Annotated in this window: 27 protein-coding genes; 9 read left to right on the forward strand and 18 right to left on the reverse strand. The window is 73.0% G+C overall.

Features of this window, described 5'->3' with window-relative positions; all coding sequences use genetic code 11:
* Window positions 1-58 precede the first annotated feature (58 nt).
* Window positions 59-1,042 carry an NAD(P)-dependent alcohol dehydrogenase gene (locus tag ACN269_RS07360; RefSeq protein ID WP_421471703.1) on the forward strand — a complete coding sequence of 328 codons (984 nt, stop codon included), beginning with the start codon at window positions 59-61 and terminating at the stop codon, window positions 1,040-1,042.
* 15 nt (window positions 1,043-1,057) lie between these two features.
* Here ACN269_RS07360 and ACN269_RS07365 read toward each other — a convergent pair whose 3' ends face one another.
* A complete protein-coding gene (locus ACN269_RS07365) occupies window positions 1,058-2,164 on the reverse strand; it encodes a Gfo/Idh/MocA family protein (protein WP_421471704.1) in 1,107 nt (368 codons plus the stop codon).
* Entirely contained in the window at window positions 2,134-2,844 is a 711-nt protein-coding gene (locus ACN269_RS07370) for a ThuA domain-containing protein (RefSeq protein WP_421471705.1), read from the reverse strand. The genes ACN269_RS07365 and ACN269_RS07370 overlap by 31 nt, the downstream gene beginning before the upstream one ends.
* A 274-nt stretch (window positions 2,845-3,118) precedes the next feature.
* On the opposite strand from ACN269_RS07370, the gene ACN269_RS07375 reads away from it, so the two are divergent.
* From ACN269_RS07375 to ACN269_RS07385, 3 genes are all read left to right on the forward strand, one after another.
* Complete coding sequence (locus ACN269_RS07375) at window positions 3,119-3,901, forward strand: hypothetical protein (RefSeq protein WP_421471706.1); 783 nt, start codon at window positions 3,119-3,121, stop codon at window positions 3,899-3,901.
* The gene (locus ACN269_RS07380; RefSeq protein WP_421471707.1) at window positions 3,898-5,091 is read left to right on the forward strand and encodes a S8 family peptidase; all 1,194 of its coding nucleotides are present in this window, start codon (window positions 3,898-3,900) and stop codon (window positions 5,089-5,091) included. The genes ACN269_RS07375 and ACN269_RS07380 overlap by 4 nt, the downstream gene beginning before the upstream one ends.
* Window positions 5,092-5,253: 162 nt before the next feature.
* Window positions 5,254-7,491, forward strand: a complete 2,238-nt coding sequence (locus ACN269_RS07385; protein WP_421471708.1) for an ATP-binding protein — start codon at window positions 5,254-5,256, stop codon at window positions 7,489-7,491.
* Between the two features lie 42 nt (window positions 7,492-7,533).
* Here the strand turns inward: ACN269_RS07385 and ACN269_RS07390 are convergent, their stop codons facing one another.
* From ACN269_RS07390 to ACN269_RS07400, 3 genes are all read right to left on the reverse strand, one after another.
* Window positions 7,534-7,725: a hypothetical protein gene (locus tag ACN269_RS07390; protein WP_421471709.1), complete on the reverse strand. Its 192-nt coding sequence runs from the start codon at window positions 7,723-7,725 to the stop codon at window positions 7,534-7,536.
* A gap of 17 nt (window positions 7,726-7,742) precedes the next feature.
* On the reverse strand, window positions 7,743-8,618 hold the full coding sequence (locus ACN269_RS07395) for an endonuclease/exonuclease/phosphatase family protein (protein ID WP_421471710.1): 876 nt from the start codon (window positions 8,616-8,618) through the stop codon (window positions 7,743-7,745).
* Window positions 8,619-8,751: 133 nt separating this feature from the next.
* Window positions 8,752-8,937 carry a DUF1737 domain-containing protein gene (locus ACN269_RS07400; RefSeq protein WP_421471711.1) on the reverse strand — a complete coding sequence of 62 codons (186 nt, stop codon included), beginning with the start codon at window positions 8,935-8,937 and terminating at the stop codon, window positions 8,752-8,754.
* Window positions 8,938-9,014: 77 nt separating this feature from the next.
* Between ACN269_RS07400 and ACN269_RS07405 the strand changes: the two genes are divergently transcribed.
* Together ACN269_RS07405 and ACN269_RS07410 are read left to right on the forward strand one after the other, a co-directional pair.
* Window positions 9,015-9,635 (forward strand): TetR/AcrR family transcriptional regulator, encoded by a 621-nt coding sequence (locus ACN269_RS07405; RefSeq protein ID WP_421471712.1) that lies wholly within the window; start codon window positions 9,015-9,017, stop codon window positions 9,633-9,635.
* Between the two features lie 123 nt (window positions 9,636-9,758).
* A complete protein-coding gene (locus ACN269_RS07410; RefSeq protein WP_421471713.1) occupies window positions 9,759-11,258 on the forward strand; it encodes an FAD-dependent monooxygenase in 1,500 nt (499 codons plus the stop codon).
* A 57-nt stretch (window positions 11,259-11,315) separates the two neighbouring features.
* Here ACN269_RS07410 and ACN269_RS07415 read toward each other — a convergent pair whose 3' ends face one another.
* The 5 genes from ACN269_RS07415 to ACN269_RS07435 form a co-directional block, all read right to left on the reverse strand.
* Window positions 11,316-11,462, reverse strand: a complete 147-nt coding sequence (locus ACN269_RS07415; RefSeq protein WP_421471714.1) for a hypothetical protein — start codon at window positions 11,460-11,462, stop codon at window positions 11,316-11,318.
* 38 nt (window positions 11,463-11,500) lie between these two features.
* Window positions 11,501-11,884, reverse strand: coding sequence for a hypothetical protein (locus ACN269_RS07420; protein ID WP_421476217.1), 384 nt, complete (start codon window positions 11,882-11,884; stop codon window positions 11,501-11,503).
* A 111-nt stretch (window positions 11,885-11,995) separates the two neighbouring features.
* Complete coding sequence (locus ACN269_RS07425) at window positions 11,996-12,565, reverse strand: GerMN domain-containing protein (protein ID WP_421471715.1); 570 nt, start codon at window positions 12,563-12,565, stop codon at window positions 11,996-11,998.
* Window positions 12,562-13,917 (reverse strand): sensor histidine kinase, encoded by a 1,356-nt coding sequence (locus ACN269_RS07430; RefSeq protein WP_421471716.1) that lies wholly within the window; start codon window positions 13,915-13,917, stop codon window positions 12,562-12,564. The genes ACN269_RS07425 and ACN269_RS07430 overlap by 4 nt, the downstream gene beginning before the upstream one ends.
* Window positions 13,914-14,597 carry a response regulator transcription factor gene (locus ACN269_RS07435; protein ID WP_421471717.1) on the reverse strand — a complete coding sequence of 228 codons (684 nt, stop codon included), beginning with the start codon at window positions 14,595-14,597 and terminating at the stop codon, window positions 13,914-13,916. The genes ACN269_RS07430 and ACN269_RS07435 overlap by 4 nt, the downstream gene beginning before the upstream one ends.
* A gap of 150 nt (window positions 14,598-14,747) precedes the next feature.
* Between ACN269_RS07435 and ACN269_RS07440 the strand changes: the two genes are divergently transcribed.
* Both ACN269_RS07440 and ACN269_RS07445 read left to right on the forward strand, forming a co-directional pair.
* Entirely contained in the window at window positions 14,748-15,158 is a 411-nt protein-coding gene (locus ACN269_RS07440) for an STAS domain-containing protein (RefSeq protein WP_421471718.1), read from the forward strand.
* A 51-nt stretch (window positions 15,159-15,209) separates the two neighbouring features.
* Window positions 15,210-15,884, forward strand: a complete 675-nt coding sequence (locus ACN269_RS07445; RefSeq protein WP_421471719.1) for an STAS domain-containing protein — start codon at window positions 15,210-15,212, stop codon at window positions 15,882-15,884.
* Here ACN269_RS07445 and ACN269_RS07450 read toward each other — a convergent pair.
* From ACN269_RS07450 to ACN269_RS07480, 7 genes are read right to left on the reverse strand one after another with little or no spacing between them, the layout of a single operon-like run.
* On the reverse strand, window positions 15,778-16,773 hold the full coding sequence (locus ACN269_RS07450) for a bifunctional lysylphosphatidylglycerol flippase/synthetase MprF (RefSeq protein WP_421471720.1): 996 nt from the start codon (window positions 16,771-16,773) through the stop codon (window positions 15,778-15,780). The two genes, ACN269_RS07445 and ACN269_RS07450, sit on opposite strands and share 107 nt — an antisense overlap.
* A gap of 18 nt (window positions 16,774-16,791) precedes the next feature.
* Window positions 16,792-19,695: an FAD-dependent oxidoreductase gene (locus ACN269_RS07455; protein ID WP_421471721.1), complete on the reverse strand. Its 2,904-nt coding sequence runs from the start codon at window positions 19,693-19,695 to the stop codon at window positions 16,792-16,794.
* On the reverse strand, window positions 19,695-20,210 hold the full coding sequence (locus ACN269_RS07460; RefSeq protein ID WP_421471722.1) for a hypothetical protein: 516 nt from the start codon (window positions 20,208-20,210) through the stop codon (window positions 19,695-19,697). Before ACN269_RS07460 ends, ACN269_RS07455 begins: the two co-directional genes overlap by 1 nt.
* Window positions 20,211-20,212: 2 nt before the next feature.
* Window positions 20,213-20,701 carry an SRPBCC family protein gene (locus tag ACN269_RS07465; RefSeq protein WP_421471723.1) on the reverse strand — a complete coding sequence of 163 codons (489 nt, stop codon included), beginning with the start codon at window positions 20,699-20,701 and terminating at the stop codon, window positions 20,213-20,215.
* 1 nt (window position 20,702) lies between these two features.
* On the reverse strand, window positions 20,703-21,986 hold the full coding sequence (locus tag ACN269_RS07470) for an aspartate aminotransferase family protein (protein WP_421471724.1): 1,284 nt from the start codon (window positions 21,984-21,986) through the stop codon (window positions 20,703-20,705).
* An 8-nt stretch (window positions 21,987-21,994) separates the two neighbouring features.
* A complete protein-coding gene (locus ACN269_RS07475; RefSeq protein WP_421471725.1) occupies window positions 21,995-23,125 on the reverse strand; it encodes an acyl-CoA dehydrogenase in 1,131 nt (376 codons plus the stop codon).
* Window positions 23,122-24,738, reverse strand: coding sequence for an aldehyde dehydrogenase family protein (locus ACN269_RS07480; protein WP_421471726.1), 1,617 nt, complete (start codon window positions 24,736-24,738; stop codon window positions 23,122-23,124). The genes ACN269_RS07475 and ACN269_RS07480 overlap by 4 nt, the downstream gene beginning before the upstream one ends.
* 114 nt (window positions 24,739-24,852) lie before the next feature.
* Here ACN269_RS07480 and ACN269_RS07485 point away from each other — a divergent pair, with 114 nt between their 5' ends.
* On the forward strand, window positions 24,853-25,341 hold the full coding sequence (locus ACN269_RS07485; protein ID WP_421471727.1) for a hypothetical protein: 489 nt from the start codon (window positions 24,853-24,855) through the stop codon (window positions 25,339-25,341).
* Between the two features lie 87 nt (window positions 25,342-25,428).
* Here ACN269_RS07485 and ACN269_RS07490 read toward each other — a convergent pair whose 3' ends face one another.
* On the reverse strand, window positions 25,429-26,355 hold the full coding sequence (locus tag ACN269_RS07490; protein WP_421471728.1) for a lysophospholipid acyltransferase family protein: 927 nt from the start codon (window positions 26,353-26,355) through the stop codon (window positions 25,429-25,431).
* Window positions 26,356-26,363 lie beyond the last annotated feature (8 nt).

The following is a 26,363-nucleotide window of genomic DNA, read 5'->3' on the forward strand; positions in this document are numbered from 1 at the left end:
GACAGGTGTACGGTGTACACCTACCGTAGGTGTACACCGTACACCCCAGGGAGGGGCCATGAAGGCGATCGTGCAGGAGCAGTACGGCGGCCCAGAAACCCTCGTCCTCACCGACGTCGCCACGCCCGTGCCCGGCCCGAACGACGTGCTCGTCCGGGTGCAGGCCGCCTCGCTCAACGCGTACGACTGGCACGCCATGCGCGGCGATCCCCGGATGGCGCGGTTGTCGATGGGCCTGTCCCGGCCTCGCGCGCACATCCGCGGGAGGGACGTCGCCGGCCGCGTCGAGGCCGTCGGGGCCGACGTGCGCGACATCCGGGTGGGCGACGCCGTCTTCGGCGACCTCGGCGACGCCAACGGCGCGTTCGCCGAGTACGCGTGCGTACCCGAGACGCAGGTCGCGCCCATGCCGGCGAACCTGACCCCCGCGCAGGCGGCGGCCCTGCCACTGGCCGGCGTCACGGCGCTGATGGGGCTGTGCGACGTCGGACGCGTCGAGCCCGGTCAGCGCCTGCTCGTCAACGGCGCCTCCGGCGGCGTCGGCACCCTCGCGGTGCAACTGGGCAAGGCGCTGGGCGCGACCGTGACCGGGGTGTGCAGCACCCGCAACGTCGACCTGGTCCGCTCCCTCGGCGCCGACGAGGTCGTCGACTACCGCCGGGACGACTTCGCCGACGGCGCACGCCGCCACGACGTCGTCCTCGACCTGGTCGGCAACCGCTCCCTCACCGAGCTGCGGCGGGCGCTGACACCGACCGGGACGCTGGTGCTCTCCGGCGGCGGCGTGTACGGCGGCGGCAGCCTCGTCGGACCGGTGTGGCTGATCGCGCGCGGACGACTACTCGCGCCGATGGTCCGCCAGCGCGTCGTCACGCTCACCACGACGCCGAGCCGGCAGCACCTCGACACGCTCCGCGCCCACGTCGAGGCCGGCCGCCTCACCCCGGTCGTCGACCGGACGTATCCGCTGCACGAGGTGCCCGATGCCATCCGGTACGTCGAGGGCGAGCACGCGCGGGCCAAGGTCGTCATCACCATCTGACGTCCACCAGCGTCGCTATCCGGCGCCCTTCCACTCCGTCGCCGGGGTGAGCGGCACGGGCACCGGCCGCCGCGCCTTCGTCGTCAACTCGATCCGCCGGCCCTGCGCCGCCGACTCCAGCAGCGCGGTCATCGTCTCGAGGACGTGCAGCGCGACGTCGCCGCCGGCGCGCGGCGCACGCTGGCCGTCGGCCAGCACGAAGTCGAGCAGGCCGATGCCCCGGCCGCTCTCGGCGTACCCGGCGCGTGGTTCCAGCGCACGCCACTCGGCGCCGCCCAGCGCGAAGTGGCGGACCTCGCCGTCGAAGTAGTTCGGATCGGGTACGGCGAGGCTGCCGGTCTCTCCGTGGACCTCGATGGGCGCGGCGGTCGTCGCGGTGCCGTCGAAGCTCGTGGTGATGGTGGACAGCGCGCCGTCGACGTGTTCGAGGACGCCGGTGACGTGGGTGTCCACGTCGACGGCGATGCGTTCGCCGGCGCGCGGGCCCGAGCCGATGACCCGCTCGGAGCGCAGCCGGCTGGCGGCCCCGACCACCGCGCGGACCGGGCCCAGCAGGTGCACGAGCGCCGACAGGTAGTAGGGCCCCATGTCGAACAGCGGGCCGCCGCCCGGGGCGTAGTAGAAGTCGGGGTGCGGGTGCCAGCGCTCGTGCCCGGCCGTGACCATGACCGCCGTCGCGGACATCGGGCGGCCGATCAGGCCGTCGTCGATCGCCGCACGCGCCGTCTGCGTGCCCGTGCCCAGGACGGTGTCCGGCGCGCAGCCGACGTGCACGCCCGCCGAGGCGGCCCGTTCGATGATCGAACGGCCGTCCGGGAACGTCACGGCGAGCGGCTTCTCGACGTACACGTTCTTGCCGGCGTCGATCGTGGCGCGCGAGAGATCGGCGTGCGCCGCGGGGATCGTCAGGTTGAGCACCGTGTCCACGTCCGGGTGGGCGAGCAGGCGGTCGACGCTCATCGCCTCGCTGCCGGGGACGGTGGCCGCCGCCGCGGCCGACCGGGACGCGTCGAGGTCGGCCAGCGCGACGATGCGCACCGCCGGGTGGTGCGCGAGGGTGTCCAGGTAGGCGCGGGAGATGACCCCGAGACCTACGATGCCGACGCCGTGCGGGTCGCCCACACCATCCCCCTCTCGATGACGGTACGCACGGCCGGGTGCTCCAACACGTCGAGGCTGTGGCCCGGAGTGGTCACGACGACGCGGCCCGCGCCCCACCGTCGGGTCCAGATCGCCGGCGAGGTGACCGGCCGGTGCCACGGGTGCCACTCCCGCGTGGGGTGGGTGGTGACGGCCAGAACGTCGACGAGGTCGTCGTGCAGCACCCAGTACTGCTCGGTGACCAGGTCGAAGTCGTCGATCCCGGCGGTGATCGGGTGCTCCCGGCCGAGGTCCGTGACGCGCACGGTGTGCGGCAGGAAGTTGTCCTCCTCGCCACCGTGGCGCTCGCACGGCTCCTTGCCCGGGTGGGTGGCGAACTGACCGCCCACCAGGTGCAGGTACTCCGCCGAGGCGCGGAACGCGTCCACGATGCCGCCGTGCCAGCCGGTGAAGCCCGTGCCGGCGACGACCGCCGCGGCGAGTCCGGCCACCTGGGCCGAGGTGATCTCCGACATCGTCATGCACTGCACGATCAGGTCGGTGCCGGCCAACTCGTCGGCATCGGCGTAGATCTCCGTGGACTCCTCGACCCGTACCGTGTAGCCGTTGCGTTCGAGGAAGGGAATGAACAACTCGGTCGCCTTGACCGGCTGGTGCCCCTCCCACCCGCCTCGGACCACAAGTGCTCTCGGCTGCGCCACCGTCGCTCCTTCCACCGTCCGTCGCCACCGGGCCGGCCGTTGCCGCCCCGGCGTTTGTCGGGCATCGAAACCGTACCCGTGGACGCCCCGGGTAGCATCCCCCAGTCAATCGTCGATAGAGATCCAATACTGCTGTCGCCCCGAGGTGCTCCAGGGGCGGGAAGGAAGCGCAGCGTTGTCTCACCCTCCCTCGCACTACGGGCAACCGCCGACACCACCACCCGCACCCGCGGCGTTCGCGCCGCACCCTCCGCCGGGGTACCAGGTACCGGCGATGCCGGTGACGCAACCCGGGCCGTCCACTGCGGAGGGTGGACGGTCCGGCGGTCGCAAGCGCCGGGTCCTCGGCACGCTGGCAGTGCTGTTCGGGGTGCTCCCGCTGCTGGCCGCCGGCGGCGTGACCTTCACCGCCGTCAAGAATCACCAGATCCAGACCGGCAACGACGCCTTCATCCCGGCGGCCTGGCACAACCTGCGTACCGACGAGATCTTCCCGGATCTGCTGCGCGAACCCTCGGCCTCCGGGCGGCCGGATTCCGGCGGTCAACCGGCGCCCGGCTGGGTCCGTCAGACCATCGCCGAGGAGAGTGACTGCCGCACGGCGCTGACGGCGGGGCTCGCGGAGGCCGCGACGGCCCACGGATGCACCACCGTGCTGCGGGCGACCTATGTGGATGCCGGCGGCGAGGCCGCGGCCACCGTCGCGCTCTGCGTGCTCGGCTCACACGACGACGTGCTCGCGGTCGAGCGGTCCGGCTTCAGTGTGGTCGCGGACCACCCGGGAGCGGTGGTGATCCCGGTCCCGGCGGCGAAGACGGCCGCCGCGGGCTGGCGGGCGAGCCGTGGCTACGGCGGAGGGGCCATGAGCCCCACCCTCTTCGGCCCGTACCTGGCGGCCATCACGGTCGGTCCGACCGACCCCGACCGCCGGTACGGCGACCTGCCCGGCCAGTGGAAGTCCAGCGGCCGGACGGAGACCCGCGTCTACCGGAGCCTGGCCATCGACCTGCTCTACGCGTTCTCGCACTCCTTCGACGAGGCGGTGAACGGACGATGAGCCGGTGGTACCGGAGGGCGGCGCGGACCGTCGCCTGCGCGGGTGTCGGTGCGGTGCTGCTGGCGTCGGGAGCGCCGGCGCAGGCGGCCGGCCGAGGTTGGGAACTCGACGCGATGTCGGTCTCGTCCGCACACGCCATCAGCCGTGGCGAGGGGGTCACCGTCGCCGTCGTCGACAGCGGGATCCGTACCGGTCACCCGCTGCTGAACGGGCGGGCCACCGAGGGACGGGACTTCCTCGGCGAGACCGACCAGAAGGAGTCCTGGTACGGCCGACACGGCACGATCATGGCGTCCAACGTCCTGGATGTCGCCCCGGGCGCGAAGGTGCTCGGGCTGCGCGCGATCCGGGACCTGGAGGATCCCGACTACAAGAGCTGGGAACAGACACTCGGCAAGCCAGCGGACGACAAGCAGGCGGGTGCCGTGGCCAACGCCATCCGCCAGGCCGCCGACGCCGGGGCGCGGGTCATCTCGCTCTCGTTGGGGTCGGACGCCCCGTTCAGCGCGTACGACCCGGACGAGATGGACGCCGTCCAGTACGCGCTGGCGAAGGGGGCCGTGGTGGTCGCCTCCGCCGGCAACGAGGGGGACGAGGACAACCCGGTGAGCTACCCGGTCGGTTATCCCGGGGTGATCGGCGTGGCTGCGAGCACCCCGAGTGGCGGCCGCGCCCCGTTCTCCAGCGTGCACTCGTACGTCGACGTGGCCGCGCCCGGCGTGCAGATCTGGGGCGCCAAGTTCAACGGGACCGGCCGGGTCTCGGGGCAGGGCACCTCGCAGGCGGGGGCGCTCACGGCCGGGGTCGCCGCGCTCATCGTGGCCAAGTACCCGAAGCTCGCGCCGCGCCAGGTGGCCGACATCCTGCGGGACACCGCGTCGCACCCCGACCGGCACGACCCGAGCACCGGATACGGCGTGATCAACGCCGCCAAGGCGCTGCGTGCCGCTGCCAAGGTCACCCCGCAACCGCTGGCCGCGGTGGGAGCGGACCGCGCCGGTACGCACTTCGGCCCCGGCGACGACGGCACGCCGCGGAGAATCGGCCAGCCGTTGGACGTGGTCTACCTGATCATCGCCGGAGCCTTCACGCTTGTCGCACTCGCCATGATGGTGGGCGGGATCCTGCTGGTGCGCAGTGGCCGCCGGGCCCGACGCCGGATGCTGTCGCCACCGGCCGCCGCGACCTGACGGGTGCGGGCCATCCGGCACCGCCGTGTCCGTGCTGACCGCGGCCGGCGCCAGCAGTCCCCGAAGGTCACGACCGCCCGGGGTTGCGACACCGCGCCGGCCGCGGCTCTCGCGTCGTAAGGCCGATTGTCCGCGCTCAGCGCCGTCGATACGGTGAGTCCCGTGTTCGGGGAGGCCGTGCAGGAGCTTCGGCGCAGCAGCGCGTTGACGCAGGAGGATCTGGCCGCGAAGACCGGGCTGTCGGTCCGTCACCTGCGGGACCTGGAGGCGGGGCGGATCGCCCGGCCGCGTCCGGCGACGATGCTGTTGCTGGCGGATGCCTTCGGCCTACAGGGGTCGCGGCGGGACCGCTTCCTCGCCGGAGCGCCCAACCCGCCCCCGACGAGTGGTGTTCCGGCGCAGTTGCCGGCGGACGGTTTCGGCTTCGTGGGCCGGGCGGGCGCACTGGCCCGCCTCGACGGGATCCTGGCCCGGTCGGTGGACCAGCCGACCGCGATGGGCCTCGCGATCGTCTCCGGCACCGCCGGGGTGGGTAAGACCGCGCTCGCGGTGCACTGGGCGCACCACGTCGCCGCACACTTCCCCGACGGTCAGCTCTACGTCAACCTGCGCGGCTTCGACCCAGGCGGCGTCCCGCTCGGTCCGAGCACAGCGCTCGCCGGGTTCGTCGACGCCCTCGCGGGATCGGCGGCCCGTCCGTCGACCGGGCTCGACGAGCAGGTCGCCCGGTACCGGAGCCTGCTGGCCGGCCGACGGGTGCTCGTCGTGCTGGACAATGCCGGCGACGCCGAGCAGGTACGCCCGCTGCTGCCCGGAGCGCCGGGCTGCTTCGTCCTCGTCACCAGCCGGCACCAGTTCCTGGGCCTGGTCAGCGTGAACGGCGCCCATCCGGTCACCCTGGACGTCATGTCCGGGGCCGAGTCCCGTGAGCTGCTGACCCGGCGCCTCGGCGTGGAACGGGTGAGCGCCGAGCCCGAGGCCGTCGACGCCATCGTCGGCGCGTCCGCCGGGCTGCCGCTGGCGCTGGCGGTCGTGGCCGCCCGGGCGGCGATCCACGCTGGGTTCCGGTTGACGGACCTGGCGGCGCACCTGCGGCCGGAGACCGGTCGCCTCGACGCCTTCGACGGCGGTGAACCCGTCACCGACCTGCGGCTGGTCATGTCCTGGTCGTACCGGACGCTGGACGCGGCCACCGCCCGGCTCTTCCGGCTGCTGAGCGTGCATCCCGGCCCGGACTTCGCCGTCGCGGCGGCGGCCAGTCTCGCGGGGATCACGCCCGCGCAGGCCCGCCGCCACCTGACCGAGCTGACCCGGGCCCACCTGCTCAGCGAGCACCGGCTCGGCCGGTACACGTTCCACGACCTGCTGCGCGCGTACGCCGCCGAGCTGACGGCGGCCGAGGACGGCGAGGCGGACCGTCACGCCGCCCGTACCCGGCTGCTCGACCACTACCTCGGCGTCGCGTACGCCGCCGACGAACTGCTCTACCCGCAGCGGGACCGGCTGCCGATCGATCCGCCCGGGCCCGGGGTCGCGCCGGTGCCGCTGGCCGACCGGGACGCGGCGCTGGCGTGGTTCACCGACGAGCACCCGGTGCTGCTCTCGGCGCTGCGGCTGGCCGCCGACCACGGCTTCGACCGTCACACGTGCCACCTCGCCTGGGCGGTCACCACCTACCTCAACCAGCGCGGCTACTTCCAGGACTGGACCGGCAGCCTGCGGGCGGCGTTGGCGGCGGCCGTCCGGCTGGCCGACGACCGGGCCGAGGCGTACGCCCACGGGGTGCTCGGCTTCGCCGACATCGCGCTGCACCGGTACGCCGACGCGCAGGGCCACCTGGAGCTGGCGTACGAGCGCTACCGGCGGCTGGACGACCTCGCCGGGCAGGCCCGGGTCGAGCTGAACCTCGGCTGGATCCGCGACCAGACGGGCGAGCCCGAGTTGGCGCTCGGCCACGCCCGGGAGGCGTTACGGCTGCACCGGCAGGCCGGCCACGTCACCGGCCAGGCCTTCGCGCTGAACGCGGTGGGCTGGTCCCAGGGCCAGCTCGGCGACCACCACGCCGCGATCGAGAGCTGCCAGCAGGCGCTGGCCCTGTTCACGTCGGCGGAGAACGTGCTCGGGCAGGCGATCACCTGGGCCAGCCTCGGGCAGGCGCACCTTCAGCTCGACGCGTTCACCGACGCGGTCACCTGCTACGGGCACGCCGTCCGCCTGCGCCACGAGATCGGTCACCGCCGGTTGGAGGCGGACGCGTTGGTGAGTCTCGGCGACGCCCACCTGGCCGCCGGCGACGTCGCGTCGGCCCGCGGGGCGTGGGAGCGGGCGCGGGACCTCCTCTCCGCGCTCGGGGAGGCCGACACCGGGGCGCTCGACGCCAAACTCGCGTCGCTGCCCTGAGGCGCCGCACGTGCCGGTCGATCTCCGGTCCCCGCGTACCGGTCAGAAGGTGGCGATCGGGTTGACCGGACTGCCGGAGGTGCCGGCGAAACGGACCGGCGCGACGCCGCGCTCGTGCAACCACGGCAGGCAGGACGCGTGCCAGCCGGTTTGCGCGAAACCGCCGGCCACGCAACCCTCGCGGCGGAATCGGCCGTGGCCGGTCCGCAGGAGCACCGCGTCGCCGGGACCCACCCGTCGTCGACCGTTCCTCAGCTCTGGATGGTGAACGTGGCGACGACGCCGTTGTGGTCGGACGCGGTGCCGCCGACGATGTCGTAGCCGGTCATCCACATGAGCTGGTACTCGGGCAGCCGCTTCCAGAAGTAGATGTAGTCGATGTGCCGGTTGCCGTGCGTACCGGTGCCCTTCTCGCCGTACAGGTTGTAGCTGGAGCGCAGGTTGGGCAGCTCGTTGGCCTCGAAGACCCGCCACGGGAACTTCGCGTACCCGTAGCCGCGGTCGGCGCTGAAGTCGACGTTGAGGTCACCGCTCACGATGACCTGACCGTCGCGCTGCTTGTCGACCGCCAGGTCCCTGAGGCCCTGGAACTGTGCCTCGGCGCACCGGGTGCGCGGCAGGTCCTCCGGCCGGCCGGCGTCTTCGATGCCGGCCACCGCGTGGGCGTTGATGTGTGTCACGGTGCGCCCGCTGGCCTTGTGGCGGTACGTGACCCAGTTGTTGTACCGCGCGGGCGGTACCTCACCCGGGCCGTTGGTGTCACACACGAAGATCGAGCCCTTGTCCCGTACGTCGAACACGCTCCTGCGGGCGATCAGCGCCTCGCCGGCCTGGTTGGTGCCGCCCGGCGCATACAACCACCACCCGTTGTCGGCGGCCCAGCCCTCCAGGAAGTCCTTGCGGTTGCCGACCTCGTTGAGACCGACGAGGTCCGCCCGGGACGCGATCAGGTTCAGGTCGTGCGCGAAGTCGGCCTGGCTCAACCCGTTGTAGATGTTCAGCGTCGCCGCCTTGAAGGCCGTGGTCGCCGCGGCCGCCGGTGTGGCCGGCACCAGGGCCGCCACCAGCGCGAGAGCAGCTGCGAGCGCACCGAGGGCGCGGGCTGGGCGGCGTGTTGTCGTCGACATCTACTCCCCTTCGGACACCTGAGGACCGCCGACGTGGGCGGTCGGCGCACTCTATCGATCTCAGTCGACGTGCTGCCGAACGCCGGGGAACGGGGACGCGACGGGTGGGCGCCGAGCGGCCGCGGCCGGTGGGTCAGGCCTGCGGGTCAGCCAGCACCAACGCCTGTGCGGCGATGACGCGCTCCCCGTCGAAGGTGAGCGCGGGAGAGCCGTACAACCGGTAACCCTGGGCCAGCAGGGCACTGACCCGGACGCAGAACTCGGCATCGTCGGGGCCGGTGATGAGCCGGTAGCCGAGCGGCTGGGTGAGATCGTCCATCGCCCCATCATCCCAAAGCCCTATTCTTGCGTGACACGCATCTTTGCGGGGCACGCAATAAGTGTTAGTGTGGTGGCATGACGGGGCTGCGGGAACGCAAGAAGGCCGAGACGCGGGCGGCGCTCGGCTGGGCCGCGATCCACCTCACCGCCGAGCGCGGCTACGACAACGTCCGCGTCGAGGACATCGCCGAGGCGGCCGGCGTCTCCCCACGCACCTTCAACAACTACTTCTCCAGCAAGGCCGAGGCCATCGCCTCCCGCCATCTCGACCGCAGCCTGCGCACCGCCGCCGCGCTGCGCGAACGTCCCGCCGACGAGCCGCTGTGGGAGGCGCTCACCCAGGCCGCGCTGGCGCAGTTCACCCGCGGCCCCGAGGTCGAGGCGATGCCGTCCCCCGCGCACGCCCAGTGGGTGGCCGGCGTCCGCACCATGCTCGCCGAGCCCGCCCTCCAGGGCGAGCGCCTGCGCGCCGTCGCGACCGCCGAGGCCGAGTTGGCCAGCGCGGTCGCCGAGCGCACCGGGACCGACCTCGCCACCGACATGTACCCGAGGCTCGTCGCGGCCGCCGCCAGCGCGGCCGTCGCCGTCGCCATGGCGCACTACCTGGACAGCGCCGACCCGCCCACCCCGATCGAACACCTCATCACCGACGCCTTCGCCCAGGTCGCCGCCGGCCTGCCCGCGCCGCCCCGCTGACCCGCCGGCCCGCACCCGGGCACCGCTCACCCACCATCCTCAGCCGCGTCACACCCCCGCGGCGGGCCGGTCCTACGCCGTGCCCGCCGTGGCGACGACGCACGCCCCGAAGGGATCACGACCGTGATCGACGTCCTCATCGTCGGCGCCGGCCCGAACGGCCTGATGCTCGCCTGTGAACTGGCCCTCGCCGGTGTCCACCCCGTCGTCCTCGAACGCCATCCGACGCCCGGCGGCGAGCCGCGCGCCAACGGCCTCGTCGGCCAGGTCGTCCGCCTCCTCGACCGGCGCGGCCTGCACGCGCGCCTCAGCGGCGACGGCAACCCGCCGTCCCCGCAACCCGCCTTCACCTTCGGCGCGTTCCCGCTGGACCTCACCGTGCTCGCGGACAACCCGCACTACGTGCTCGGCGTGCCGCAGGCCCAGCTCGAAGCCGTCCTCGCCGCCCGCGCCGCCGAGCTCGGCGTCGACCTGCGCCGCGGCCACGAGGTCGTCGATTTGCGCCAACGGCCCGACGCGGTCGAGGTCGACCTCGCCGACGGTACGCGGCTCACCGCCCGTTTCCTCGTCGGCGCGGACGGCGGCCGCAGTCTGGTACGCCGTACCGCCGGCATCGAATTCCCCGGCGTCACCAACGACAGGTCGGTCTCGCGTACCGCCACGGTGAGCGTCCCCGCGTCGTCCCTCGACCCCGAGACCGGTGGCCTGCTCGCCCCCGGCTACGGGATCGTGCCGCCGTTCCAGCACACCCGTACGCCGCGCGGCCTGATCGCCTGGGCCCCGTTCCCCGGCCGGCCGGCGCTGGTCAGCACCACGGAGTGGCCCGACGCGCCGACCGGCGACGAGACCCCGATGAGCCTGGCGGAGCTGCGCGCCAGCGTCACCCGGGTGCTCGGCGTCGACGTCCCGTTCGGTCCACCCGACGGCCCCGGCCTGCTCCGCCGGCTCAAAGGCGGCAACACCAGGATCGCCGCCCGCTACCGTGCCGGGCGGGTGCTGCTGGTCGGCGACGCGGCGCACGTGCACCCCGCGATGGGTGGTCCCGGCCTCAACCTCGGTCTACAGGACGCCGTGAACCTGGGCTGGAAGCTCGCCGCCACCGTACGCGGCTGGGCGCCGGAGGGTCTGCTCGACACGTACGAGAGCGAACGTCGTCCGGTCGCCGAGCGGGTCGTCATGTCGACCCAGGCACAGTCGGCGTTGATCGGACCCGGCGAGGAGATCACCGGGCTGCGGGAACTCTTCGCCGAGCTACTGCGGATGCCGGAGGTGACCGGGCACATCGCGGCGCTGATGTCCGGCGCGGACATCCGCTACCCCGCCGATCCCGCCGACCCGATGGCCGGTCGGCCCGCCCCGGACCTGGTCGTCCACGGCGACCGGGGCGTCGTACGCCTCGCCGAGCTGACCCGCACCGCCCGGCCCCTGCTGCTGGACTCCACCGGCGCCTGGGCGGAGGTCGCCGCGCCCTGGCGGGACCGGGTGGACGTGGTCACCGGCCGGTTGGCGGGCACCACGGCGACCGGGCTGCTCGTCCGACCGGACTGCTTCGTCGCATGGTCGGCCGGAGACGCCGACACGCTGCGCGCCGCGCTCACCCGCCACTTCGGCCAGCCGCTCTGACCACCGGTGGCCGGGAACGCCGCACGCTCCCGGCCACCGACTGTCGACAGCGCAGGATCAGTTGGTGATCACCGGCCAGGCGTAGGCGAGCAGCGCGCAGGCGGCACCCAGGAGCGCGAACGAGACGCCCCGGGTGGGCAGGGGCAGGGCGGCGAGCACGATCAGGATGACGGCGATGATGTAGAGAAATGCCTGGGCGGACATAGGGGTCTCCTCGGTGAAGGGGGGTGCGCGGAAAACGATCAGCCGTCCGGGGTGAAGAGGCCCTGGATGCCGACGATGATCGCGATCAGGCCGAAGATCGCGAGCAACAGGCGAACTCCGGTCGCGGCGTCCGACCGCTCGGTGCGGGGCGCGGGACGACCGGTCAGCCGGTCCCACAACAGGGCCAGGCCGACACCGATGCCGACGATCTCGAAGTGGAACACCCGAGGGCCGGACACCAGGTGGACGATCAGGTAGTAGCCACCGGTCACGAGCGCCACGAGCCCGACCACCCATGCGACGGGCGCGGCCCGGCCGGCGAGCCGGCCCAGGTCGTCACCGACGCGCGGCAGCAGCCGCAGCAGGGTCACGGCGAGCAGGAAGCCGCCGACGATGTTGGCGAGGTCGAGCAGCAAAGCCATGATCACGAGGGTCTCCGTCGGTCGGACGATCAGCCGGCGGGCAGATACCCACGGACCTGTCCGGTTGAAACGACATTCGACGATCGACCTCGGACGGCTCGGCGGGAGCGCTCACTGTGGAGCGATCAGGGGGGCGTAGTCGGCACGGCTGAGCGGCTGTGTGGACAACAACCCGTCGGCGCGGGGCACCGCCAGCGGCCGTTCGTCGCGCAGGAACGTCACGGTGCTGACGTCGTGGCGACTGGTGAGCGTGCAGACGACCTGCCCGAAGGCGAGCACCTCGTCGCTGCGACCGGCGTCGTCACCCGGCTCGTCGACCCTGACCCGGGCCTGGCTGGCGCTCAGCGTCGCGCCCGCCGCGTTGACCGCCCCCGGCAGGGCGCTGGTGAGGTCGGTGCCGCGTTCGTTCGCGGTGGGGCCGGCGAACAGGTGCCGCAGGTGCTCCTCGATCGTGGGTGGACGGTCGACGCTGCGCAGCACCGGGACGATCCGGTTGTCGCGGACGAGGCAGAGGGTCTCCGTGGCCGGACCGGCCGGCGCGGAGTCGGCGGGGGCGGAGTCGGCGGTGGTCGGGAACGGCCCGCGCGGCGGCGGCACCGGGCGGGGCGCGTCGTCGGTGGGGATGCCGCAGCCGGCCAGCAGCGCGACGAGGCCCAGAACGAGCAGGTGCCGACGGCTCATGCCAGGCTCTCCGGCAGGGTGACACGGAACCGGGCGCCCCCGCCGGGATGGTCGGTGACGGTGACGGTCCCACCGTGCGCGGCGGCGTGCTGGGCGACCAGAGCGAGACCCAGTCCGGTGCCGTCGCCCGCGCCACGCGTGTGGGCGGCACGTCCACGCACGAAACGGTCGAAGATCGCCTCCCGGTCCTCGACCGGTACGCCCGGGCCGTCGTCCTCGACCTCGATCACGGCGGCGCTGCCGTCCCGGTCGAGCAGGACGGACGTCGGACCGCCCCCGTAGGTCACGGCGTTGTCCAGCAGGTTCGCCATGATCTGCGCGACGCGCCGCCGCTCGACCCGCCACGTCGTGGGCACCCCGGGCGCGAGCCGCACGATCGCCGTCGGCAGGTCCAGGGCCGCGCAGGCGGCGCGGGCCAGCGCCACCGGGTCCACCGGCGCGCGGTGTGCGGGCTGATCGCTACGGGCCAGGTCGATCAGGTCGTTGACGAGTCGCTGAAAGCGGTCGATCTCGTCGGCGACCAACCCCGCCGCGATCGCCGTCCGCTCGTCCTGGTGTTCGCGGCGACGGGCCAGCACGCTCGCCGCGGCGGCGAGGGTCTGCAACGGCGACCGCAGTTCGTGGCTGACGTCGGCGGCGAAGCGCCGGTCGCGCTCGATGCGGTGGGCGAGCCGGTCGACCATCTGGTTGAACGAGGAGGACAACCGGGTCAGGTCGGGGTCGGTGGCCGGGTCCAGGCGGGCCGTGAAGTCGCCGGCCGCGATCTTCTCCGCCGCGTCGGCGACCGCCGTCAACGGGCGCAGCCCGTGCCGGGTGGCGTGCCACCCCAGCGCGGCCCCGGAACCGGCGATCATGATGGCCACGGTGGTCAGCGCGAGCGCTAGGACCTGGAACGTCTGCTCCAACTCGCGCAGGGAGTTGACCTCGAAGTACGTCGCCGTCGTGGACAGCGGCACACCGACCACGAGAACCGACTGGCCGTCCACCCGTACCCGCTGCACCGCCGGCTGGCCGGACGCCACGACACGGCGCAGCTCCTGGGGAATGGCGGTGGTCGGACCGGGATCCGCCGTGCGGGCGTACCACTCGCCGTTGAGGTGCAGCACCGGCCGTCGCCCGCCACCGGTGTCCAGCGACCGCAGCACCTCCACGACATCGGGGGTGTCGGTGTCGATCCCGGCGCGGACGACCGTCGCGTCGAAGTACGCGGCGCGCAGGGCGGTGCGTTCCCGCTCCCCGATCAGCGATCGGCGGGTCAGCTCGTAGGAGACCAGGGCCATCGAGGCGGCGAGCAGGAGCGCGCCGACGGCGAACGCGGCGGTGACCCGGGTACGCAGTCCGAGGCGTCTCATCGCTGCAACTTGTAACCCATACCGCGCAGGGTGACCAGGTGCCGAGGAGTCGCCGGATCGGGCTCGATCTTCTGCCGTAACCGGCCCACGTGCACGTCGACAAGCCGCTCGTCGCCGATGTCGTAGCCCCAGACGCGTTGCAGCAACTGTTGGCGTGACAGCACCCGACCGGCGTGTTCGGCAAGCTCGCACAGCAGCCGGAACTCGGTACGGGTCACCGCGACCGGCCGGCCGCCACGACGCACCTCGCCCGCGTCGGGACTGATCTCCAACTCGCCGAACGCCAGCACGGGCACCGCCGCCGGTCCCCCGACCACGGCGCGGGCGCGGCGGCGCAGCGCCCGCAGCCGCGCGGTCAGTTCCTTGATCGCGACCGGCTTGACGAGGTAGTCGTCCGCGCCGGCCTCCAGGGCGGCGACGATGTCATGGGTGTCGTCCCGGGCGCTGACCACCACGATCGGCACGTCGTCGTCGCGGCGGAGCTGCCGGATGCACTCGAAGCCGTCGAGGCCGGGAAGCATGAGGTCGACCAGCACGTAGTCCGCCGGATCACGGCGCTGCGCGCGCAGCCCCTCCTCGGCGGTGGCCGCGCCCACCGCGTCGTACCCCTCGTCCTGGAGGGCGAGCAGCAGCGCCAGTCGGATCCGGTCGTCGTCCTCGATCACCAGTACGGCCGTCATAACGGAATCATCCCCAGGCCACGACGGCACGGCCAATCGCGCCCGCCGGCCTGCGGATTTGTCACTCAACTGTCATAGATCCGCGGGACGCCCGCCACGCCGGACCGGCACGGTGGCAGGCGACCAGAGCCACGAGAAAGGGGTACGACAGTGACGGGACCACTCAAACCTCCGTCGTACGCGCTGCCGCTGGTCGAGGTCAGCATCACCCAACTGGACCTGAGCTGCCTGGCCGAGAGCGGCGCCGTATTCGACCGGCTGCTGGCGCTGAACCCCGGGCAGATCGTCGTCGACCTGTCGGAGTGCCGGTACATCGACGCCGCCGCCATCGGCCTGCTGCTGGACGTCCACCGACGGCTGGCCCGCGCGGACGGGGCGCTGGTCGTGCGGAACCCCAACCCGCGGATCTACCGCATCCTGCAGCACGCCCGGCTGGACCAGGTCCTGCCGATCGTCGCCGGGCCGGGGATGCCCGGCGGCTCGGAAACCCCCGACGAGCCCGGGCCGGCCGAGCCGGCGCTGGTCGCCCTCGGTCGGGCCCGCGTCGCGCCCCGAACCTGAGCGTCGCCGCACCCGCCCGCCGGACACTCCCGGACAGGAAGGACCAGCAGCATGACCGTCGTCCCGGACGACAACCTGATGACACTCATCTGTGACACCTGCGGCGACAGTCTCACCGCCACCGCCTGCGTGCTCCCCGACGCCGAGGTCGTCTGGACGCTCGTGTCCGAGCACGGCTGGAGCGGCTCCCCGTTCGCCACCGGCCCGCACCGCTGCCCCCACTGCAGCCTGCTCCCGCCCTCGAACCCCCGGCAGGCAGCGAGCGAGGGCCACGGCCCCGGCGGAGTCCTCGGCATCGACCACCTCGACGACGCCACCATCGTCACCGCCAGCGGCGACATCGACGTCGCCACGGGTGACGCGCTGCGTGCCGCGCTGCGGCAGGCGGCCGACGCCGACGCGCCCGTGCTGGTCGACCTGAGTCGCGTACGCGCCATCGACTCCACCGGCCTCGGCCTGCTGGTGCGGGCCCACCTCGACGCCCGCGAGCGGGGTCTGACGCTCTGCCTCGCCGCGCCGTCGCGGTTCATCCGGACCGTCCTGCACACGATGCGCCTCGACGGGGTCTTCCCGATCTTCGACAGTCGCGAGGACGCCCTGGCCCGAATGCCCCGCGCTGTCACACCGCCCGGGTCAGTCGCAGCAACCGCCACACGGTACGCAGTGACACACTCGGGTGGAAGCCGACGTACTCGGGCGTCACCCTCGGCTGCCACTTCTCCTTGAACTCGGCCTGGCTACGGGCCGGATAGATCCAGTCGCCGTGCTCGGCGATGAACCCGATCAGCCGGTCCGTGCCCCGGTGGCTGCCGCAGGCCGGCTGGTGCGCGGCCGACAGCTCCCGAAACGGTGTGAGGCCCAGGTGCAGCCACCGCGCACCCTCGGCCTGGAAACGCTGCGACGCGACCACGAACGCCAGGTCGACCGCGCCGGGTGGCGCGTCGGGCTCACGGCGCGTGATGTCGTACAGCCAGCCACCCTCGCGGCCGAACGCCGGGGAGTACGACACGTACGCCACCGGCTCACCGTCGGACAACGCGAGGAACAGCCGGCGTACGGGATCGTCCGGCCGGGCACGTTCACCGACCAGGAACTCGATCTGCTTGACGTGCCGGCCCTTGTCGGCGAGCCAGCGGGCGTCCAGGGCGTCCAGCCGCGCGGCGAGCGGCGCGTCGTACGGCACGTCCCGGCCGGCCTCCACGACGGTGATCCCGGCCCGCCGGGAACGCGCCAACTTGTTGCGGACCTTCTCGAACTTGCGGCCCCGCAGGGTGAAGCTGTCCAGGTCGATCGAGTACGCGGCACCGAGCTGACTGAGCTGGTAACCGAACTCGGCGTACAGGTCGAGGTCGTCCGGGGTGAGCTGGACCGCGCAGAGTCGCCGGCCCTCCTGCTGCGCCCACCCGTGGAACGCCCCGAGCAGCCGCTTGCGGTCCTCCGGGTCGGCGTAGACGCTGCCCAGTTGCACCGCGTGCCGCCGACCGGCCGGCCGGTACGCGATGAACCCGTCGAGACCGGTCACCGTGAAGTGCCGCGTGTCCCGGTTCAGCGCCAGCGCGGCGCTGGAGTGCTGCGCGTGCCGGCGCAGGACGGCCAGGGCGGTCATCGTTTCCATGGCGGCGGCCTCCACCTGTCAGGGAGCGGACGGGTCGTGGCGGGTCGCCGCACGTCGGCGTGCCCACGCGAGCTGGACAAGGTCCACGGCCTCACGCCCGACGGCCGAGGCGGGTTCGCCGCTGGTGACACGGTGGGCGACGGCGCCCACCAGCCGGGGCAGGGTGAGCAGCCGGTCGGCGTCGAGCCGGTCGCCCATCACGTCGTCGAGCCGGCCCACGGCCCGCGGGTCGCGCTGGAGGCCGGCGAGGAACGCGTGCTCCATCGCGGTGACCGGGCCGCCCCGGCCGATGTCCTGGCCGTACCAGTAGTTCGGCAACTCGGCCCGGTCCCGGTCCCGAGCCCACCGGGCCAGTCCCGACGACAGCGCCGCGGGCTGCTCCCAGTGCGCCGTGAGCACTGCCGCGAGTCTCCGGGCGTTGCGCAGCGCGTCGTTGATCCCGTGGCCCAGGGTGGCGTCCTTGGCGTGCCCGGCGTCGCCCACCAGGGCCCAGCCCGGTCCGAACGGCTGCCGGAAGAAGCACGGGTACCGCACCATGCGGTTGAGGTCTCCCACCGGCTCACCGGCGGCGGCGAGGTGGCCCACCTCGGGGCTGACCGACTCGACGTGGCGCAGGAACCCGGCCACGTCGCGACCGGCCAGCTCGCCCTGTAGGCGCTCGGGCGGTTGCGCGATGACCACGAAATCCTCGGGTCCGGTGGGCAGGATCGAGACGATGTGCACGCCGATGCGGTGCCACAGCAGCGCCGGCGGGATCCGGACGCCGGTGAAGTACCGCCAGAGCAGGGACCGTTCGCTGCGCGCCGTCAGGTACTGCCGGGCGCCCACCCACCGGGCCACCGACGAGTTGCGGCCGTCCGCGCCCACCACCAGCCGCGCCGAGACGTCCCGGACCGATCCGTCGGCGCGCTGGACGGTCACGCCGCTCACCGTGCCGTCGGAGTCGCGCCGCAGGCCGACCACGGCGGTGCCGGTGGAGGTCTTGGCGCCGGCCGCGACCGCCCGGTCCAGCAGGACCTGGTCGAGGACGTCCCGAGGCGGACACAGGCCCGGGTCGTCCGGATGGCGGAAGTGCAGTTTCACGTCGTCCAGCCGGACCCACACGTCGTGCAGCGGCGGCACACCGTGTGCGACGACGCTGTCGTACACGCCCTCGATCCGCAGGTCCTCGGTGCCGTGCAGGATGTGCGTGGACAGTGTCGGCGCGGGCAGGTCACCGCGGTCGAACACGGCCACCGACAACCCGGCGGCGGCGAGCCGGGCCGCCAGCGCCGAACCGGCCACCCGGGCCCCCACGATCGCGACGTCGACCTGCTGCTCCACCGCCCGACTCCCGGCCACCGCCGCGCCGACCGGCACAGCGACCGCAGGCTCCTCGGTCGGCGCCGGCCGTCGTGTGGTCCCAGAGATCAGTACCTCTCCCGCGGAAGTGGGCGGCTCCGACGCCCCGGCGACGCCGGACCCGGTCGCCCTGGCCGGCAGGTCCGTCGCCGTCGCGACCGGCGGTCGGGGCCGCAACGCGGACGCCGCCGGTTCGGCCGGCACGGCGGACGCCGTGCGGGCCGGCGGGGCCGACCTCGGCCCTGGGCGGACGGCGGCGACCCTGTCGGCCACGTCCAGGCCGCGCAGGTAGCCGGCCAGCAGCAGATTGCCGACCCGGCCGGTCGGCATCAGACCCGCGGTGCTGCGCAGCCACGGCAGGTCCGGTGCGGACGCTGCCTGGTCGGGACCATCGGCGAGGTCGGCCAGCTCGGGGGCGAGCAACTCGGCCGTCAGGGCGGAGAGGGCCAGGCCGTGCCCACACCACGCGCCCGCGAACCACACGCCCGGTCGGCCCGGAACCGGACCGACGATCGGCAGCCGGTCGAACGTGGACGCCGTCACGCCGGACCAGAAGTCGGTCACCGGCAGGTCCGCCAGCGCCGGAAAGGTCGCGGCGAGTTCGCGGACCAGCCGGTCCCGCACGGCGGCGATTCCGCGCTCGTCGACGCGCGGCTCCAACAGGGCGGGACCACCGCCGAACAGCAGCCGGCCGCCAGCGGTCATCCGTAGGTAGTTGAAGAACGACCGGCTGTCGATGGCCGCGCCGCGTCCGTCCCAGCCGGTCCGCGCCAGCAGGTCGGCCGGGACGGGGCCGGTGCGCAGGACATGGGTACGGATCACCGCGACGTTCCGGGTGAAGAGGTGCAGCCCGGTGGTGAAGCCGTCCGTGGTCAGGGCCACCCGTCTGGCGCGTACCCGATGTCCCCCGGCCGTCACCGTGACCGGGTCGCCGCCGGTGATCGCGGTGACCGGCGTGTTCTCGGCGATGCGCACACCGGCGGTGAGCAGCGCCGCCCGGAGTGCCTGGACCAGCAGCCACGGGTTGACCAGCGCCACGTCGGGATAGCACAACGCGCCGTGGTACCGGGCGCTGCCCAGCCGTTCGGTGGTGCCGTCGCGGTCCAGGTAACAGGCGTCGAAGCCGAGGTCGCGCAGGGTCCGCGCCTGACGTCGCAGCCACCCGGCGTGTGCAGGCGCCGACGCGGCCACGAGCTGGAAGCCGTCGGTCAGCTCGCAGCCGTCGGGCAGGACCCGGGCCAACCGCCGCAGCGCGGCGATCCCGTCGAGCGTGGCGGCGAACATGCTCCGGGCCCGGTCCCGCCCGTACCGCTTGACCAGCGTCGTGATCGGGCCGCCGACCCCGGGGCCGACGATGCCCGTGCTGTGTCCGCTGGCGCCGGAGCCGACCTCGCTGGCCTCCAGGACGATGATGTCGCGGGCGGGAAGGTGGTTCGTCAACTGGTACGCCAGCGCCAGCCCGGCCAGCCCACCTCCGACGATGACGACGGACGCCTCCTCGTCGCCGGCGAGGGCGGGCAGTCGCGCGGCCCGGGGGTCGTCGCGCTGCCAGCCGCTCGCCGCAGAGCCCGGCCGCCTCATCAGGCCACCGAGGTGGGTCTCGACGTGGCCGTCGGGACCGGTGCGTCGGCTCGTCCGGCAGGGGCCGGGGACGGACGGCCGGTCACCTCGCGCAGCAGCGCGTCGAAGGCGGGCAGGCGCTTCGGCTCGAACGGCACGCCGAAGGGCTTGAGCTGGTTGCCGAAGAGCGAGCGGTCACCGAAGAGGTGGATCGGTACGGCCAGCAGCGCCCATTCCGGCCCGATCAGCCAGGCCCAGAGCGCCACCACCAGTCCGGCGCTGAGCAGGCTGTGCATGCTGTTGTAGAGGACGTAGTACGCCTTCGGAATCCGCCCGTCCGGGCTGCGATGGTAGGCGATCGCCCCGGGGATGTATCCGATCAGGTCGATGTAGAGGAACAGCCCGATCGCCGGCAGCCACCGGATCTCGTCCCAGTGCGCGATGAACAGGCCACTCGCCAGCGCGAGTCCGGCGAACCACTCCGCGCGGTGCAGCCGGGCGGTCGTCGGCGTGTCGAAGGTGTTCAGCTGGTCCATCGTCAGGCCTTCCCGCTGACACCGACCGACGCGGTCGCCAGGACGCCGTCCGGGATGATCACCGCCGGGAACAGTCCCCGCAGGACGTGGTGGATCGTCTCGGTGAGGACCCGCTCGGCGACCGGGTCGATGATGCTGGCGAGGCTGGGTACGCCGAAGTCGAAGCTCGCCACGAACGTCATCGCCACCCCGTCCGGGTCCTGGCGCAGCGTCCAGGCGCCGGAGAACTCGTCGAAGTCGCCGTCGATCTGGTCGAACTCGATCGTGAGACGATCACGGTCCAGGTCGTCGGCCTCGGTCCACGCGAGGATCCCGTTGCGGAACAGGACCTCCCACGAGCTGACGACCTGCCGCGCGTCGGCCGGCGACTGCACGGTCACCGTCTGGACCACGTCGACCAGGTGCGGGTAGCGCTCGAAGTCGACCAGTTGGTCGAACACCGCGCCGCCGTCCCCACCGGGGAGGAATGCCTGAATCTCGACTCGTCGCATGTCAGTGGACCCCCAGCCGGTCTGCTGTCGGATAGCGGTGGCCGAGCGTGCGCAGCGCGCCGTCGAACGCGTCGACCAGGAGGGCGACCTCGTCGCCGGAGAGCACCGCGGGTGGCGTGAGGCGCAGCACGGCGCTGGCGTTCAGCGAGTGGTTCACGATCACCCGGGCATTGAGGAGTTCGAGGATGGCCTCGCCGGCCAGCCCGGGGCCGACGAACTCCACGCCGATCAGCAGGCCGACGCCGCGTACCTCACGCACCAGGTGCGGGTACCCGGCGGCCACCGCCCGCAGCCGGGCCAGCAGCTCGTCGCCGAGCGTCGCCGCGCGCTCGACCAACCGTTCCTCGGTGGCGACCGTGATCGCGGCGCGGGTCGCGGCCATCGCGATCGGTGCGCCGGAGAACGTCGACGTGTGCAGGAACGGGTCCTTGTCGAAGGCCTGGAACGCGTCGCTGGTGGCGAGTACGGCGGAGACCGGCACGATGCCGCCGGACAGGCTCTTGCCGGCCAGCAGCACGTCCGGTGTCACACCTTCGCGCAGGGCGCCCCACCAGTGACCGAGCCGGCCGACGCCGGTGAGGATCTCGTCGAGGACCAGGAACGCGCCGTGCTCCCGGCACAGGCGGGACACCTCGCGCAGGTAGCCGGGTGGTGGGATGACCACCCCACCCTCGCCCTGCACCGGCTCCATGATCACGCAGGCCGGCGGCCCGGCCGCCAGCACGGCCTCCAGGGCCTCGGGGTCGCCGTACGGAACGTGCGTCGCGTCCGGCAACAGCGGGTGGAAGGGACGCTGGTAGAGGTCCTGCCCGGTGACGGAGAGCGCGCCCATGGTCTTGCCGTGGTAGCCGTTGACGGTCGAGACGAGCCGTCGCCGGCCCTGGACACGGGCCATCTTGATGGCCGCCTCCACGGCCTCCGCGCCGGAGCCCGCGAAGTGCACCCGGGTGAGGCCGGGCGGCGCCACCGCGACGAGCGCCGCCGCGGCCTCGGCCACCGACGGCTCCAGCATCAGTCGGGTCGCGATCGGATGGCTCTGGATCTGCGCGACGACCGCGGCGACCACGGCCGGGTGCCGGGCGCCGTGCAGGAACACCCCGTAGCCGCCGACGTTGAGGAAACGGTCGCCGTCCGAGGTGTACACCCACGCGCCCTCGGAACCGACCTCGACGTGCCCGCCGAACATGTCGCCGAGCTTGGCGCGGCCCCGGGACAGGAACCGACGGTAGTTGTTCCGGACCTGCTCGCGTACCTGGTGATCGGTCTCCACGCTGCTGGCTGTCACCACTCCCCCTAGCTCACCACGAGCGGCTGGCCGCCGAACCAGGCCGTCAGTTCCGCGGCGGTGCTCACCCGCGACGGCGGGTGGAAGGCGACCGCGTGCGACGCGGCGGCGAGATAGGCCACCTCGGGCGAGGAGATGAACGCCATCCCACCGAGCAGATCCACCGCGCCGCGCACCGCCGTGGCGATGGCGTTGGTGGCGGCGAACCGCACCACGAGCGCCCGGCCGAGGGCGTCGTTGCCGCCGTCGCCGTCGTCGAGGCTGCGTGCCGCGCCGTCCAACATGATCGCCGCGCCCTGCACCGCGGTCGCCACGTCCGCCCGCTCGGTGACCGGTCCCCGGCCGCTGGCGAGTGCGCGCTCGACCAGCGCCGACGCCACCCCCAGGTAACACGCGGTCACCAGGAGCTGGAACCAGACGAATCCGATGGTCTGCAGGTCGTCGAGCTGGCCGTCGAGCGCGACCTCCGGGTAGACGAACAGGTCCGGATGCACCTCGACGTCGTTGAGCAGCACGGCGTCGGACTCCGCGCCGGTGAGCACCGGCGACGCCCAGAAGGGCTCGATCGTGATACCCGGCGACTCCGCCGGGATGAGCGCCACGCCCAGGCGAGTGCCGCCGTCCTCGGTGGGCACCGCGACGCTCGCGGTCAACAGGTCCATCGAGGCGGAGAGGCTGCACGGCCGCTTCGCGCCGGTGACCCGCCAGTTGTTGCCGTCCCGGCGGGCGGTCATGGTCGGTGTCAGGATGCCGCGACCGGCGTGCCCCTCGGCGAAGCCGGAGGCGACCAGCCGGCGATCGGTGGCCACCGCCTCGAGCAGCATCCACTCGAAGCCGACGTTCGCCCGGGCCAGGGCCACCAGGCCGGCGACCGAGAACTGGTGCATCGTGGTGGCGACCGCCAGCGAGGGCGCCTGCGCGGCCAGCGCACGGGTCACCCGCACGGCCTGGAGGGCGGACGCGCCCAGCCCGTGGTACGTCTTGGGCACCACCAGACCCGCGCCCCCGGCCTCCCGGAAGAGGGCGACGCCGGGACCGCCCTTGCGCTCCAGTTCCATCAGGGGAACCTCGCCGAGCCTCTTGAGCAGGCCCGGAAGCAACGTCTCGCAGGTGTCCCGCTCGGTGTCGAGAAAACTCATGCGGCCAGGCCCTCCCGCTCGGCACGCAGCGGGGAGGCGAGTGCCGCCCGCCGGGGTTGGACGTCGCGACCGATGCTGATGCCCTGCAGGTGCGACGTCCGCAGCATCGGATAGTTGCTCTCACCCAGCGGACCGCCGGTCAGGCCGGCGCCACCGTGGGTGGACAGGTACGGGACGAAACCGATGTGCGAGTCGTTGATCTTGAGCAGGCCCCCGTTGTGCACCCGGGCCACGAACTGCTCGATGGTGGACCCGTCACCGGTCCAGACCGAGTTGCGCAGGGCGTACTCGTTGGCGTTGAGGAAGTCGATGACGTCGTCGAGCAGACCGTCGCCGTGGTCCGGGTCGGGCACCACCACCGGCAGCAACGGGAAGAAGGTCTCCCGGGCCACCGCCCACACCGCCCGGGCGTCGGCCAGCCCGTTGACCCGCAGAACGGTCGGCTCGACGAAGACCCCGGTGGACGAGATCGAACCGTCCAGCTCCATCCGGTTCCCACCAGCGAGCACCTCGGCGCCGCGCTCGGTGGCCTGCTCGACGTACCGGCCGAACTGGTCGCTCTTGAGCACCGGCGACAGCAGCACGTCCGGGTCTTCGGGACGACCGGGTCGGATCTTGCGGGCGTGGCTGATCAGGCGGGCCAGCAGACGGTCCGCGATCGCCGGGTGCGCCACCACGTAGTTGGGAACCATACAGATCTGCCCGGACCCGAAGAAGCTCTCGGTGAGCGCCTCGGCGGCCCGGTCGAGATCGGCGTCGTGCCACACCACGCACCCGTCGTTGCCGGCCAACTCCAGGATCGGCTTTTTGCCCCGGCGCACCGCCTCCTCGCCGAGCGGGATGCCGAGTTCGCTGCTGCCGAAGTAGAAGATGTCGTCGACGAGCGGGCTCGCCAGGAACTGGTCGAGGATCCGCTTGGGCGGACCGCAGACCACGTTCAGCGTGCCGGGCGGGGCACCGATCTCGTCGAGGATCGGCGCCACGATCTCGCGCAGCACGAACATCACGCCGTAGGGGCTCCCGCGCGGCGCCTTCACCACGAGCGCGTTGCCGGCGGCGAGCGCGGGCACGCCGAGTAGCGAGTTGACCGCCGCCGCGTTCTGCGGTGGACTCAGCGCGACCACGCCGTCGGGCTTGCGCACCACCAGGAGGCGCCGGTTCGCGTCGTCGTACTCCCGGTGCATCTGCTCCGCGCACAGCCCGATCGTCTCGGGGCTGGTGCCGTGCAGGCACCCGGCCAGCTCCCACTCGGCGAGCGCGCGGGGGTGCCCCTCCTGAACGAGGACCTCCACCACCTCGTCGTGCCGCCGGCGCAGCTCCTCGTGGAGCCGGTGCGCCACCTGGAGCCGTACCCGAAGAGGCATCGCGCCCCAGACGGGCGCCGCTGCCGCGGCGGCCTGGATGGCCTGCTCGACGACGGCGTCGTCGGCCACCGCGCAGCGGGCCAGGACACTCGCGTGGTCGTCGCCGTCGTGGCGACGGCCGCGGTCCAGGTCACGCTTGAGGGAAAGCTGGGGCAGCATGTCGTCGAGCACCGCCGAGGCGCGCAGGCAATGTACCCACTTGTCCGCTGGAACGTCCTGACCTGCGATGTAGGACCCGTACGATCGCAACGTCGCAGCCCCCTCCCGTGAGCGAGTCTGTGCTACTAATTCATTGGTCGAGGAACGGTCGAACCATAGATGCCCGCGTTGAAGGGTGTCAACGAACCTTTGAGCAGAGGCAAGATGCCGACACACGACGTAGAAGCACCCCACGAACGCCCCACCCGATGGATTCGGATCGGATCGGCGGTACTCGCCGCGCAGATGCTCGCCCTCGGCGTGCCGGCGTCCGTGACGCCACGGTGGTTCTTCGACTGGTTCCCGTTCGGGGCGGGCTGGGTCGCCGCGGGTGGCCCGTACAACGCTCACCTGCTGTCCGACCTGGGCTACGCCTACCTGGCGTTGGCGGTCGTCCTCGGGTGGGCGGCCGCGCGGCCGGTGCGGGAGCTCTCTCTCACCGCAGCGGTCGCGTCGGTCGTCGCGAACACGCCACACCTGCTGTTCCACCTGGCCCACGCGGGGGCGTTGCCGACCGTCGACAGCGTCGCGGAGAACGCCCTGCTGGCGCTCACCGTCGTGGTGGGACTGGCGGTCCTCTTCGCCGCCTACCGCCTCCCGGCCCGCAACGCCACCGGGCAGCCAGACCCCGACCTACCGCGCGAGCGGCCGTAGCCCCGGCGCGCTCGGTCAGGACCGGCTGCTCGACAGGGACCGGCTGACCGGCCAGGAACGGCCAGCTGGTCAGGAACGGCTGGCTGGTCAGGAACGGCTGGCCGGCCAGATGCGGCGGGCCGGGCGCCCATCGGCCGCGGGAAGCGGACGCGTCGACTCCCACAGCCGCCGCCACTCGGCGGCCTGCGGCCCGGCGGTGGCCGCGACGGCGGCGGCCGGCGCGGTCCGCAGTGAGCGGTACCAGCCGACCTCCTCCTCCACCCACAACCGGCCGATCGCGGCGGACATCCGCTCGTGGAATGCCCGCGCCCCCTCGCCCTCGCGGGGCCACAGCGGCCGGCCGTAGCGCACCACGACGGTACGCCGACCGGGCATCGGCCAGTTCCGGCCGCGCGGCATGGCGCCGAACGTGCCCCGCAGCGCGACCGGTACCGCCGGCACGTTGTGCGTGCAGCACAGGTGCGCCGCGCCCAGCCGCATCCCGCTCATCCAGCCGTCGGTGGACCTGCTGCTCTCCGGAAAGAGCAACAGGCTCCAACCATCGCCGAGCAGCTTCGTGGCGAGACTGCGGAGCCGCCGGTCGCCCTGCCGCTCGATCGGGAAGGCGTTGAACACCAGCGACGTCACGACGGCGCGCCAGCGCGCGTCGAAGAAGTAGTCGGCGGCGGCCCCGACCGCCAGCCGCCGCGCGAACCGGCGGGGCACCGAGCCGAGGATCAACGGTGTGTCCAGGTGACTCGCGTGGTTGGAGACGAAGACGGCGGGCCCCTGCAGACCGTCGAGGTACTCCGTGCCGCGAACGACCGGATGGGTCTGGGTCCAGGCCACCGACTTGAGCACGCCCCGCTGCAACCCGAACCGGACCGCCCCCGCCGCCCGGGTACGGGCCCAGGCGGTGGGGAACTCGGAGCGTTCACGGCGGATCTCGTACGGCTCGGCCGAGCGAGGAGTCGTCGCCCGGCCCCGCCAGTCGCGGCGGCCGCGCAGCAGCCTCACCTCGTCGATCAGGCGCACGTCGCCTC

It is taken from the genome of Micromonospora sp. WMMD736 (assembly GCF_049179015.1).
In the GTDB taxonomy this organism is placed as follows: Bacteria; Actinomycetota; Actinomycetes; order Mycobacteriales; family Micromonosporaceae; genus Micromonospora.

What these genes read in the sequence shown, in the direction of transcription:
- ACN269_RS07360 (WP_421471703.1), top strand. Translation starts at nt 59, where the DNA reads ATGAAGGCGATCGTGCAGGAGCAGTACGGCGGCCCAGAAACCCTCGTC.
- ACN269_RS07375 (WP_421471706.1), top strand. Translation starts at nt 3,119, where the DNA reads ATGCCGGTGACGCAACCCGGGCCGTCCACTGCGGAGGGTGGACGGTCC.
- ACN269_RS07380 (WP_421471707.1), top strand. Translation starts at nt 3,898, where the DNA reads ATGAGCCGGTGGTACCGGAGGGCGGCGCGGACCGTCGCCTGCGCGGGT.
- ACN269_RS07395 (WP_421471710.1), bottom strand. Translation starts at nt 8,618, where the DNA reads ATGTCGACGACAACACGCCGCCCAGCCCGCGCCCTCGGTGCGCTCGCA.
- ACN269_RS07400 (WP_421471711.1), bottom strand. Translation starts at nt 8,937, where the DNA reads ATGGACGATCTCACCCAGCCGCTCGGCTACCGGCTCATCACCGGCCCC.
- ACN269_RS07405 (WP_421471712.1), top strand. Translation starts at nt 9,015, where the DNA reads ATGACGGGGCTGCGGGAACGCAAGAAGGCCGAGACGCGGGCGGCGCTC.
- ACN269_RS07415 (WP_421471714.1), bottom strand. Translation starts at nt 11,462, where the DNA reads ATGTCCGCCCAGGCATTTCTCTACATCATCGCCGTCATCCTGATCGTG.
- ACN269_RS07420 (WP_421476217.1), bottom strand. Translation starts at nt 11,884, where the DNA reads ATGGCTTTGCTGCTCGACCTCGCCAACATCGTCGGCGGCTTCCTGCTC.
- ACN269_RS07425 (WP_421471715.1), bottom strand. Translation starts at nt 12,565, where the DNA reads ATGAGCCGTCGGCACCTGCTCGTTCTGGGCCTCGTCGCGCTGCTGGCC.
- ACN269_RS07430 (WP_421471716.1), bottom strand. Translation starts at nt 13,917, where the DNA reads ATGAGACGCCTCGGACTGCGTACCCGGGTCACCGCCGCGTTCGCCGTC.
- ACN269_RS07435 (WP_421471717.1), bottom strand. Translation starts at nt 14,597, where the DNA reads ATGACGGCCGTACTGGTGATCGAGGACGACGACCGGATCCGACTGGCG.
- ACN269_RS07445 (WP_421471719.1), top strand. Translation starts at nt 15,210, where the DNA reads ATGACCGTCGTCCCGGACGACAACCTGATGACACTCATCTGTGACACC.
- ACN269_RS07450 (WP_421471720.1), bottom strand. Translation starts at nt 16,773, where the DNA reads ATGGAAACGATGACCGCCCTGGCCGTCCTGCGCCGGCACGCGCAGCAC.
- ACN269_RS07455 (WP_421471721.1), bottom strand. Translation starts at nt 19,695, where the DNA reads ATGAGGCGGCCGGGCTCTGCGGCGAGCGGCTGGCAGCGCGACGACCCC.
- ACN269_RS07460 (WP_421471722.1), bottom strand. Translation starts at nt 20,210, where the DNA reads ATGGACCAGCTGAACACCTTCGACACGCCGACGACCGCCCGGCTGCAC.
- ACN269_RS07465 (WP_421471723.1), bottom strand. Translation starts at nt 20,701, where the DNA reads ATGCGACGAGTCGAGATTCAGGCATTCCTCCCCGGTGGGGACGGCGGC.
- ACN269_RS07475 (WP_421471725.1), bottom strand. Translation starts at nt 23,125, where the DNA reads ATGAGTTTTCTCGACACCGAGCGGGACACCTGCGAGACGTTGCTTCCG.
- ACN269_RS07485 (WP_421471727.1), top strand. Translation starts at nt 24,853, where the DNA reads ATGCCGACACACGACGTAGAAGCACCCCACGAACGCCCCACCCGATGG.